The 9,654-nt window shown below is 43.7% G+C and carries 4 protein-coding genes and 1 pseudogene; all 5 read left to right on the plus strand.

Annotation, left to right across the window (positions count from 1 at the left end; genetic code table 11):
* Positions 1-27 precede the first annotated feature (27 nt).
* Positions 28-2,820, plus strand: coding sequence for a TIGR02171 family lipoprotein (locus tag ACJMM9_RS13505; RefSeq protein ID WP_405327961.1), 2,793 nt, complete (start codon positions 28-30; stop codon positions 2,818-2,820).
* Positions 2,821-2,948: 128 nt separating this feature from the next.
* On the plus strand, positions 2,949-5,864 hold the full coding sequence (locus ACJMM9_RS13510) for a TIGR02171 family lipoprotein (RefSeq protein WP_405327970.1): 2,916 nt from the start codon (positions 2,949-2,951) through the stop codon (positions 5,862-5,864).
* Between the two features lie 20 nt (positions 5,865-5,884).
* Positions 5,885-7,309 carry a hypothetical protein gene (locus tag ACJMM9_RS13515; RefSeq protein WP_405327964.1) on the plus strand — a complete coding sequence of 475 codons (1,425 nt, stop codon included), beginning with the start codon at positions 5,885-5,887 and terminating at the stop codon, positions 7,307-7,309.
* A gap of 86 nt (positions 7,310-7,395) precedes the next feature.
* On the plus strand, positions 7,396-8,838 hold the full coding sequence (locus tag ACJMM9_RS13520; RefSeq protein ID WP_405327967.1) for a glycosyl hydrolase family 8: 1,443 nt from the start codon (positions 7,396-7,398) through the stop codon (positions 8,836-8,838).
* Positions 8,839-9,146: 308 nt separating this feature from the next.
* A pseudogene (locus ACJMM9_RS13525) lies at positions 9,147-9,654 on the plus strand (hypothetical protein); the annotation flags it as partial.

Below are 9,654 nucleotides of genomic sequence, written 5' to 3' on the forward strand. Positions count from 1 at the left end.
AAATGTATTTTTTCTATTTTGATTGTTATGATAAAAAAATTATTTCTTTTCTTCTTTGTTTTATTTCTAGTTGCGTGCTCGGAATCTGGTGGCGTTTCTTCTGCCAACAGTAAAATTAGGACGGAAAATGATTCTCTTGCGGGAATGCTTCTTGTTCATGCCAATAATTCAGTCGCCAGTCTTGGAACGAACGATGCCAAGGCCAATGTCAATGAACGTCCCGAGATGAAAGTCACTATGGATTATGACTTTTCGATTGGAAAGCATGAGGTTACTTGTGGCGAGTTCAATTCCCTCATGAAGCCTCTGACTGGACTTGAATTGGAATGTTCTAGCGATAAGATTCCGGCAACGAATTTGACATTTTATGATGCCGTGCTTTATGCAAATGAACGTAGTAAAGCTGAGGGCTTTTTAGATACGGCCTATACCTATACTAGTGCCGAGTTTGACGAGAAAAAGCGCTGTACAAACTTAGAAGGCTTCGTCTTCCATCCAGAAGTTGATGCCTATCGTTTGCCGACAGAAGCGGAATGGTCTCTGGTTGCTTTAAAGTATTGGAAAACGTCTGAAGCGTGGACTTCTGAAAATTCTGATTTTAAATTGCATGAAGTCTGCAGTAAGACGGATTCGAGCCAATCTGTATGTGACATTGTCGGAAACGCAATGGAATGGGTCAATGACTGGCTTGGATATTTCTGTGACCAGCCCGTAAAGAACTTTATTGGACCTCCTGATGGTGGTTCTAATGACGAACGTGTCTTGAAGGGTGGAAGCTACCATAGCAAGGCGGACGTAATTAAGCTCTATAATCGTGGTGATACTTACATGGTTACATCGGCGACTAAGGCTGACTATGTTGGTTTCCGTCTAGCATTTGGTGCGATTCCCAATGCGGAATGGATGGGAAAAGATTGCAAGGCTATTACGAGCCGTGTCTCGCCTCTTGCAAATTCAGCCGCATTGCGATCAAAGACAGGAACCTTCCATGTGAAGCTTGCTTTCCGCAATAATCCTATGGGGAATATTGCATTTATCGATTATTCGAGTGGGATGCTTTCAGTGAATGAAATTTCAGATTCTCTTGATGCTTATCATCCTGAAATTTCGCCAGATGGTCAAAAAGTTGCTTTTTGCACGAGATATGAAGGAGTCTCGAGTTATAACAAGAGTACAAAAGCCTATTCTGCTCTTTATGTGCGCGATTTGAAGGAATCTGGTTCTGGCCTTGTTAAGCTGGATGTAGAAAGCGCTGAAATCCCGCGCTGGCGAGTTCTGGAAAATGGCGATACTGTTATCGTTTATGTGACCGATGCAGATGACAACACGGAAGAATCGTCTTTCAAGAAAGCTTCTACCTGGCAGGTGAAATTCTCAAATGGAAAGTTTGGGAAACCCCAAAAGTTGTTTGATGGCGCTTATCATGGGGGAATCAGCGAGGATGACAGGCTTGCGGTTTCTGGTTCGAAGCAATTGCGTGCGCGAATCGCAGCGAAAGGCTCGAATCTTTCAGGAAAAGCAGTCGATACGGTATGGTATAAAAATGGCAAAAATGCAGAGCAGGCTTGCAATGTCTCTATTGCTAAGGATGGCAGCAAACGTACGTTGTTCCTTGATTTTGGTGGAAAAACTGGACAGGAATTTGTTGGCGAGAATTATGGAACGCATCAAAGGCTGTTGATTGCTGATTCTACAGGTAAGCTGATCCAGTCTGTAGAAGCTCCGAGCGGTTATGCATTTGACCATACGGAATGGGTTTCTGGTGCTAGCGACCTTGTTGTTGCGACGCTTACAAATGCTGATTATGCTCATGGAAAAATTGTTTTGGTTAATTTGTCTGATAGCAGCATCGTTGACCTTGCTGAAGGCGATGAGCTTTGGCATCCGAGCTTATGGGTCAAAAAGATAGCTCCGTCCAGTGGCGATGACAAGCTTAATCTTGATAGTGCTTGTGCTTATATGACCGAAAAAACGAATATTTATACTCGAATCATGAAAGTGAAAATGGACTATTTCTGGCAGTATAAAGATTCCGCAGAGGTCGTTGTTATCGGTTCGTCCAGATCGTTCGCGGGCGTGGATCCTGAATTTATTAAATCAGGATTTGCTATAAATATGTCTTATTCCGCTCAAGATTTGATGAGTACGAATTTCTTTGTTAAAAATTATATCTTGCCTTTGATGCCGAAGTTGAAAACGATAGTTCTGGCTTTGGATTATGATCGCTGGTATGTTAAAGATGAAAACTGGATTGACTGGTTCTCCAATATTCCTGGATATGAATACGATAAAAACCATAACTACTGGCAGGACGGCTTTATTGGCGATATGGTGGCTGCATCTCAGGCGGCCTTGAATCCGAATGAATATGAATATGAATTATTCGGGTATCATCGTGGAATGTACAAATCGACTACAGTAGGCTGGGGTAGCGATGTGCCTCCGATTGATTATGACCCGCTATGGTTTGATTATGATAAATTACGCTATAACTACAACTTGCAGAAACTTCTAGAAATATTGGAACTTGCTCGCAATTTCGATGTCAATGTTGTTGGTGTTATCTATCCGCAATCTCCAAATTATACGAAAACAATGGCATGGGGACGCTATGGACCAACTCGTGATGCTGTAGAGATCATAAAGCAATCCGTTCAGAAACTTGTTGATAAATATCCGAATTTCAAGGTCCTTGATGAATACAAGGATGGTAACCATGACTATGCTGAAGGTGAGTTTTCCAACGAAGATCACCTGGGGTTAGAGGGTGCTAAAGTTATAACGGCGAGGATAGATTCCTTGTTGAAAACACTTAAATAAAATATGAGCTTTTGGCATATTTCCTTTTTAAGTACGTTTGACGCTGCGAAATTTACGCGGCGTCTTGGCGCACTTTTAAAGATGTTTCCTTAAAAAAGCTATATATGGTAAAAATAAGGGGACTTGATATGTATGGAGTATATGCGAGAGGATCTTTTTTTACTTTAGTTACAGCTGTAGCCATGCTGCTTTTGGTGGCGTGTTCTGGGGAATCTACAAATGGATTCGCATGGGATGTTGATTGCTCAAATGTTGATTTGAAGGGTGATTTTATCTATATCAATTCTGTTGGAAAATCAGTAGTACTAGGTACGACTCTTAAATCAGCGAAGAGCAATGAACGACCTGAAATGGGCGTTACGTTTGATTACAGTTTTCTGTTGGGCAAAAATGAAATCACGTGTAAAGAGTTTAATGACCTTATGGGAGGGAAAAAGGGACACCTTACGCTTGATTGTGACAATGAATCTCTGCCTGCGGCTAATGTAACTTATTATGACGCCGTTCTCTTTGCAAACGCGAAAAGCAAAAAAAGCGGGATTGATTCCGCTTATTCCTATTCTTCAGCGCAATTTGACAAGAACGGCCATTGTGTGTTGCTTGAAGGCTTTAAGTTTAAGCCAGAAGTTGATGCGTTCCGCTTGCCGACAGAAGCGGAATGGGTGTTCGCGTCGAGCCTTTCATTTGATTCGACGAATAGCTGGAATGCAAGTAACTCTGATTTTGCGACACATGAAGTATGCCTGAAAAAAGATAAAAAGGGCTTTTGTGACTTGTCGGGAAATGTAGCGGAATGGGTAAACGACTGGCTTGGAAATTTCCAGGACACCGTAATTTCAAATTATATGGGTGCTTTGAATGGAGGTAACTTTGATGAACGCGTTATTAAGGGGGGTAGCTTTAGGAGTGATCCTTCGACAATAAATCTTTATTCGCGGGGCGATGTCTATACTGTAATGAGTGCAAGTTATTCGGATTATTTGGGATTCCGTCTAGCGTATGGAAAAATCGCAAAACCAGTTTGGCTTGATGCTTCAGGGGAGGCCATTTCTTCGAATATCCTTGTCTTGCCCAATAGGAAAATGTTGTCGTCCCTTTTAGGGACAAACCGTTTGAAACTGGCTTTCCGTAATGATGTCTCTGGAAATTTGGTTTATGTCGATTTGTCAAAGATATCTCCGGTTGCTGTTGAAATAAAGGATTCGCTAGAGGTCTATCATCCTGATATTTCACCGGATGGAAAGCATGTGGCGTTTTGTACTGGACTGGAAGGTATTGCCGGCAAATCAGCGGTCTATGTTCGCGATCTGAACGAAACGGGAACGAATCTTGTTAAGCTGGATGTCAAATCTGCTGCGATTCCGCGTTGGCGCGTCCTTGAAAATGGGGATACGGTAATTGTCTATGTTACAGATGCTGGAAACAATAAAGAAAAGTCTGATTTCTTTTCGCAGAGCACATGGCAGGTTCCTTTTTCAAAGGGAGCCTTTGGCAAGCCTGTTAAGCTTTTCGATGGCGCTTATCATGGGGGAATTAGCAATGATGAAAAGCTCTCTGTCTCTGGGGCGCGTCTATTGCGGGCCCGTGTTGCAAAGAACAAGTCTACGGTAACATCCAAAGCTGTCGATACGGTATGGTTCAATAGCGATCAGGCTTGCAACGCTTCATTGAACAGAAATTCTAAACAAACGCTTTTCCTGGATTTTGCAGGAAAGACTGGGACCGATTTTGTTGGAAAAAGCTATCAGGTGCATGAACGTTTGCTTGTTGCCGATGAGCAAGGAAAATTGCGTACTTCTGTTGCCGCCCCAAAGGGTTATACATTCGATCATAGCGAATGGGTCCTGAATGAAGAAAATTTTGCGGTGGTTACACTTACAAATTTTGATGGTGCGCATCAGAAAATTGCGCTGGTGAATATAAAAACAGGCTCTATAACGAATCTTGTTGAAGGCGATGAACTTTGGCACCCTTGTTTCTGGACTCCATTTGATAAGACGACGAGTGAAACTAGTTGGAGCGAAGACAGCGTGGGCGTGTATCTTTCTGCGGAAAATCTGTCTGCTAGTGAATTATCCCGTAAAATGCTTGCTTTCTGGACTTTTAAGGATTCCATAGAATTGATTGGACTTGGCAATTCTCGTATGAGATCTGGTTTTTATCCGCTTGATATGAGTGTTTCTTCCTTGAATTTTTCTGGAATTCCCTGCGACATGCATTGCATCCATTATCTTTTTAAAAACTATGTTTCAAATCAATGTCCCAAATTGAAATATGTTGTTGTAAGTCTTGATTTTGATATGTGGTTCAATTATGATGGGCGTACGGATGTTGATAGGAATATGAGCGGTTCTTTGGGCTTTGAATATGATGTAAATCATGAGTTTTATCCAGAAGGGGTTGATTCTTCATTTGTCAATTTGGTAAAGCTTAATTCACCTGTTGATGCTGAAGAGTTTGTTGCCCGTAAAGGCTGGTTTGAGAGTATGGAAAAACGTGGATGGATTGATGAAAATGGCGTGGCTGAAATTGATATAGATTCTGCTTGGAGTACTTGCCTGGTGGATAAAGATTATGCAGAATGTGTCATTGACAATAGAAGTGAAATCTGCCGTTCGACTTACCATTTAGAAAATTGCATGCTGGATTCGAATGTGAATATGTGTTTGGCCAATCATCCTTTCAATGAATGCCTTTCGGATTTCTTTAGTAATTACGAAAAGCTAAAAGATCTTGTCCGTTTGGCGAAAATGCAAAATATCACAGTTGTTGGGGTTACATTCCCTGTAAGTCCGTATTATAAAAAAACAGGTTCCTATTCGCGTCATGGAATGCTGCGTAGCCATGCAGAAAAATTGATTGAAGAAATGCGCCGAATGGAGGATGAAAATTCGAATTTTATTTTCATGGATGAAAATAAAATGGGCGATCACGATTATCTAAGTTCGATGGCTCATGATTATGACCATTTGAATAAGTTTGGCGCCGAAAAATTTTCTGCGCGTCTTGATTCTCTGATAAAGTCTTTGCAAAAATCAAAGTGATTGACTTTAGGGCTTTTTACTTGTATCTGATAATCATTTTTGTTGCTCTTTTTGCGATCTTCCCGCTGACAGATACCGATATCTGGTGGCATTTGGCCTGTGCGCGAGAGTGGGTGACGACTTGGACTCCGGTGCGTGAGCCTGTTGTGAATGTACACGAGTATTTTCAGCAGGTGGTGGCAATTGTCTATGATGTTGGCGGTGCTCCGCTTTTGGTTGCGTTCAAGGCGGTTTTGTGGAGCCTTGTATTTGCGTTGTTTTTGCGTGGAGTGAAATGTCGCAATTTGATGTCTTCCGCGATTGCTGTGGTTGTTCTCTTTATTTTCCGTTACCAGTTTGAAATTCGGCCGGTGCTTTTTAGTTTGCTGTTTCTCGGAATATATTGGAATGTGTTGCCGTGGCTTTTCCGTACCCGAAATGAAATGCGCGGATTATGCGCGAAGCGCGTTGCCAAGCCGCATAATGTCGCGAAAACAGCGGGGGCGGCGGTCTTGATTCTAGCCATACAATGGCTGTGGTGCAAGTTCCAGGGACTGTATATTCTCGGTCCGATCTTTGCGATGACTTTATTAGCTTTGGAGTGGGGAAAATCTCGCGGGGCGCTTTTGTGGCGGGTCGCTTTTGTGGCGCTTTTGTTTGCAATGCCGCTCTTGCATCGCGATGGCCTGAATTTGTTCCTGTATCCGTTTGGCTTGCTGGATCGTTTGCTAGGACTTTCTCCTTCGGCTGCGATTTTTGCGAGTGAAATTGCGGAGAACCGTTCGCCCATTACGCTTTTGATGGCGGGGGAGAACGTTTTGCAGTCGGCGCTGATGGTTGTATTTTCTGTGGCGGGGATTGTTTTTGCGGTTCGTCGCTTGCGCCATGCTGAAACGGTTTGGCTTCTTGTAACAGCAATTCTCGCGCTTGTTGCCGAACGCAATTTCGTTCTCTTTTTGCCGGTGCTTTTTGCTGTTGTTTTAAAAACGCGCCCCGCTTTGAAAGTTTCGCTTTCTACCGTCTACCCGATGTTCGCTGTTGTCCTCGTTGCTTTTGTTCTTGGCCTTTGGCTCCGCAGTATTTCGCAATACGATTCGATGGTTGCGTACCAGCGTGTACCTGTAACGGCGACGCAGTGGATGCTTGAAAATCCGCATTCGGGCAGGCTGTTTAACGATGATCGCGCAGGCGGCTATTTGGCGTTTATGAATCCATCCGATTCGACTTTCATCGATGGACGTTTTATCTTGAAAACGGCGGAATTTTTTGAACGCTATCTTGAATATGTGGATACGCCGACGCTCTTTTTGCACGATGCCGATTCACTGAACATCGACCGTGTCGTGCTCCCTTTGCGCTATTATGCAAGGTGGGATAAATTGCTTGGAACCCTTGATTCTAGCGAAAAATGGCACGTTGCGTACCGTGATTCTCTTTTTGCCGTGATGGATCGCACAGAGCATTAAAACGTAAGACTAAAAAAATTTAAATTTAGTCGCTAATAATTTATTTTTAGATAGATTTAACGGCCCTTAGGGCATAGGAGTTGTGTATGAATCGTTTGGTCAAATTGGGACTTGCTGGCTTGTTCGCTTTCGGGCTTGCCGAAGCTAAGGTGAATTTCCCGTTTCCGCAAATGTCCGATTACGGTGGAAATGCGACGCTTTTGAGCGACAAAGCTAAAGCTTCCGAAGAATTGAAATCCCAGTTTGCTTATTGGATGAAAACCATGTACAACGAAGACGGCGATGTCGCCGGTGTGCGTTCTGATCCGGGTTCCAACGAATACTTCTCGGAAGGTGTCGGTTACGGCATGCTTTTGATGGTCTATTTCAGCGATAATACGACAAGCTATCAGCCGCAATTTGACAAGATCTGGAACTTCTACAAGAAGATGATGAACGAAAACGGCTTGATGGTCTGGAAGGTCGGTAACTTGAATCAGGCTTACGACAAGGGTGCAGCTCTTGATGGCGATATCGATGCCGCCGCAGCCCTCGTGATGGCTTATTACCAGTTTGGCGATGAAAAGTACAAGGAAGATGCCAAGAAGCTCATCCAGTCCATGAAAAAATTCGAGTTTGAATCGAACGGCTTGCATTTGCCGGGCGACAAGTGGGGCGATGCCGGTTACAACCGCAAGAACCCGGGCTATTTTGATCCGGCCTACATGCCTGTCTTTGCTTTGGTCGATACTGAAAATGCTGAATTCTGGAGCAAGACTGCCTACGAAGCCAACATGAACCTTTATGAAATGAGTGCTTCTGACGCTCCGACGACTGGCCTCATTGATGACTGGACCGACAAGAACGGCAAGAGCGAAGACGACTATTACAGCTACGACGCTTCCCGCGCTCCGTGGCGTAACGCAAAGGCTGTTTGCTGGCATGGCGATCAACGAGCTCTTGCGCTCGACAAGAAAATGGCTGAATTTGTTTCTACCGTCAAAGCAGCCGACATGAAGGGTCCTGTGCTTAGAAAGTCCGGTAGCCTTGGCAACGATCACAACAGCACGTTCGTGACTTCCCTCATGACATCGCTTATCTCTGATGCAAAGTACCAGGCCAAGCTTGATGAATACTGGAAGGAAGCCGTCGCTCTCGGTGACGAGAACTATTTCAACCAGTCCCTCAAGCTTTTGAACGGCTTGCTTGTCTCTGGTAACATGCCGAACCTCGCCGCTGCAAATCCGTCTCAGCCGTCTTCTTCGAGTTCCGTGAATCCGGGATCCAGTTCTAGCGAAGGCACAATTGCTTTGCCGACCATCACGGCGAAATCTCCGAAGATGATTCTCTCCGGCAGGACTCTCCAGATTGACGCCAATGGCAATGTCCGTGTAGACTTGATTTCTATGACGGGCAGCGTGTTGAAGTCTTTTGACCGTCAGGCCAAAGGCTCGTTGAATGTTTCGTTGAAGGCTGTTCCGAACGGTCTCTATGTTGTCCGCGTCAAGAACGCAGGCGTCACGAGCCTCAAGAAAATCAAGTTGGATTAAATCATAAAATGAATCTTCTGGCTCGGTTGGGCCAGAATGACGAAAATTCGGGAATTTGTGATTCTCGGATTTTTTTTATTTGTAAATGTTTGTTTGCTTTTTTACAGACATATTGTATCGTCCAAATGAAATATTTACGGCTAAATTCTGTAAAAATTAAGTTACCTGGTGTGTTTTTTTTGCCTAAATTCTTGAAAATTAAGCAATTTATGCCTTTCTTGTAAAGATATTATATGCTTAAACTTATTTTGTATGATTTGTTTACTAAATTTATTTGACCTTAAAATAAACTAAAAAAAGGCAAATAAATGAAAACAACCAAAAAAACAACCTTATTCTTGGGCTTGGCATCAGCAATGGTGTTTGCTCAAGAAGCTTCTCCTTGTATTCCGTTTGTAAACGGAACGGGCGATTATGACAAGCATTGTTATAATTCTGGTCTTCTCGATATGGCTCCGGGCAAGTGCTATACCATCAACCCGGATCGTATTAAGGAAGGCGTCCCGCAGTGGATTAACCAGATGGTTTCCCAGACTTGGTGGTGGACTGAAACGCCTTGCATCGAAGCTGCTTCTAGCTCCAGCGCAGAAAGCTCCAGTTCTGTCGTCTCTAGCTCTAGCGAAGTCTCTTCCAGCTCTGTAGAATCCAGCTCCAGTGTGGAATCTAGCTCCAGTGCAGAAAGCTCCAGCTCTGTTGTCTCTAGTTCCAGCGTAGAACCGATCGTTTCTACTTGCATCGAGTTCAAGAACGGTACGGGCAACTACGGCGACCACTGCTACAGCTCTGGTCTTAAGGAAATGGCTCCGGGCAAGTGCT

The organism is Fibrobacter sp. (genome assembly GCF_045112255.1).
Lineage (GTDB): Bacteria > Fibrobacterota > Fibrobacteria > Fibrobacterales > Fibrobacteraceae > Fibrobacter.

What these genes read in the sequence shown, in the direction of transcription:
- ACJMM9_RS13520 (WP_405327967.1), top strand. Translation starts at nt 7,396, where the DNA reads ATGAATCGTTTGGTCAAATTGGGACTTGCTGGCTTGTTCGCTTTCGGG.
- ACJMM9_RS13510 (WP_405327970.1), top strand. Translation starts at nt 2,949, where the DNA reads ATGTATGGAGTATATGCGAGAGGATCTTTTTTTACTTTAGTTACAGCT.
- ACJMM9_RS13505 (WP_405327961.1), top strand. Translation starts at nt 28, where the DNA reads ATGATAAAAAAATTATTTCTTTTCTTCTTTGTTTTATTTCTAGTTGCG.